This is a genomic window from Tissierellales bacterium (assembly GCA_035301805.1).
GTDB lineage: Bacteria > Bacillota > Clostridia > Tissierellales > DATGTQ01 > DATGTQ01.
Map to the genome: position 1 here is coordinate 1 of DATGTQ010000228.1, position 2080 is coordinate 2080.

A 2080-nucleotide genomic window follows, 5' to 3' on the forward strand; every position below is an offset into this window, starting at 1 on the left:
AGTGAAAACCAGATATAGCTCCACAAGCTACAGTAACAAATAGCATTGGAAACATAGGATTATTACCTGGGTTAAAAGCTACAAAAGGTTCTAGTTCTAAACTTGGTCTAGCGATGAATATTCCTAATATACCACCAATAGCTAGAGCATATAGCAAGAAAGAACATAAGTAATCCCTTGGTTGTAATAATAACCAAACAGGAGCAATACTAGCAATAAAAATATAGCCTAATAATATGAATATCCAAGCTCCTTTTGAAAGGGATAATGGAAATCTCATCCCAATCCATATGGATATAAATAATAGTATTACACCTATTATTGTAGTAGATGCTAAGGGAAGATTCTTCCTATAAATTAAAATTCCAAATATTACTGCTAAAACTATAAACAATAAAGAGGAAGTTGCTGCTGATGGAACCTCTACAAAGGTATTAGCAGTAATATTAGTGAAAGCTGCAATAATTAGTAAAAGTGTAAGCCAAGAGAAAATAGAAAATAATTTCTTACCTTTTTTTCCTACATTATCTCCTATTATTTCTCCTATAGAATTACCATCATGCCTAATAGATGCGAATAAAGAACCATAATCGTGGACTCCACCAAAAAATATTCCACCAATTATAATCCAAAGCATAACTGGTAGCCAACCAAAAACTGCTGCAGATATAGGACCTACAATTGGACCAGCCCCTGCTATAGATGAAAAATGGTGTCCTAGTACTACTGGAGCCTTAGCAGGTACATAGTCAACTCCATCTCTTTTAGTGTGAGCAGGAGTTTTTCTATTATCGTCTACCCCCAATTCTTTAGAAAGATAGGAACCATAGGTTCTGTAGGCAATAATAAATAACACAATGCCAACAAGGATAAGCCAAATAGAATTCATAAATATTCTCCTTCCTATTTTTATTTAAACAAAATATATTGTAAAATATTTTGTTTTTGTCCAATTAATTACTTATCTCCTAGTTGATAGAAAGGGATTTAACTTTTTAGAATTGATTTATAGAAATCCTTTAAGTTTTTTCCCTGTTTATTTGTATACACTTCTTTTTTACTTAAGTCTACTAAAACAAGGGATATGTCACACCAACCTCTAAGTCCAAAAAAGAAACTTTTACGAAATTTAAATTTTTCTACTACCCTAATTGCCTCTTGACTAAAGCCTGTATTACTTATGTAAATACCGTTAATGGAACTAGACATATGTTCTTCATTAGGATCTACTATTTTATCAATATTAGATTTTAATAAATTGATAAAATCTAATATTTTTATATTGTTAACGTTTGCTTCACTGCAATAAATAAAAGAGTATTCAAAGTTTTCATAGGCATCTAAAACAAATTTTTTACTAAAAGCATATCTTTCATTTCGTATAACGGATTTTGCTACTAAGGGTAGGATATAGTTGTCCATTTCATAGTTTTCGTAGACATCAAAATAATCTTTTAATTTTACTTTTAAAATAGATATGTAATGGGAATAGTTCATAAGTAATGAGTAGCAGTCATAGACTATAGCTAGTTGTTAAAGAGGCTGCTACTTTCCATGCCCCCTTTAAATATGTATTTTACTAAATATTAATAAGAATTTTACTTTTGAATAGTAAATAATTGGCATTAATATATTTGATATAGTGACTTGTCCATTGAGTGAATATTTATTATTTTTTATTGTATTAGATTGGAATTTATTTAATATTATATTTTATATTTATTTCTTACTTTATATTATATCACAATATTATATCTAAAACATGCCAAAGTTCAAGATAATCACGTCTTTTGTCGATGTCTGTGAAATTATAGGCTTTTAACATAAATATTTATAAACATTATACTACATTAACTGTTCGTTGTTTACCCCGTAATAAACAATGAAAATAAAAAGCAATATTTCATTGACATTAAAATAAATTATTGGTACTATAAAGATAGAAATAAGAATAAAAACTCATATAGTTCTCAAAATAAGGTTGAGAAGTTTCTACTAAATGACCATAAATCATTTAACTATGAGTGAAAGTGTACCTAGGGTTCCGAAGATTATTATCTTGTCTGGTCCAAGCGGTACA

General features: G+C 28.9%; 2 protein-coding genes and 1 riboswitch. Both genes read right to left on the bottom strand.

The genetic code is table 11. From position 1 onward, the window contains the following. Positions 1 to 889, bottom strand: an 889-nt coding sequence (locus VK071_11560; GenBank protein HLR35947.1) for a carbon starvation CstA family protein, incomplete at its 3' end; no start/stop codon positions are given. A 98-nt stretch (positions 890 to 987) separates the two neighbouring features. After that, positions 988 to 1497, bottom strand: a complete 510-nt coding sequence (locus VK071_11565) for a hypothetical protein (GenBank protein ID HLR35948.1) — start codon at positions 1495 to 1497, stop codon at positions 988 to 990. Between the two features lie 442 nt (positions 1498 to 1939). Further along, positions 1940 to 2041, top strand: a riboswitch (purine riboswitch). The last annotated feature ends 39 nt before the right edge of the window (positions 2042 to 2080 follow it).

Bases quoted from the DNA above. Each gene is read 5' to 3' on its own strand.
- VK071_11565 (HLR35948.1), bottom strand. From the start codon at position 1,497: ATGAACTATTCCCATTACATATCTATTTTAAAAGTAAAATTAAAAGAT.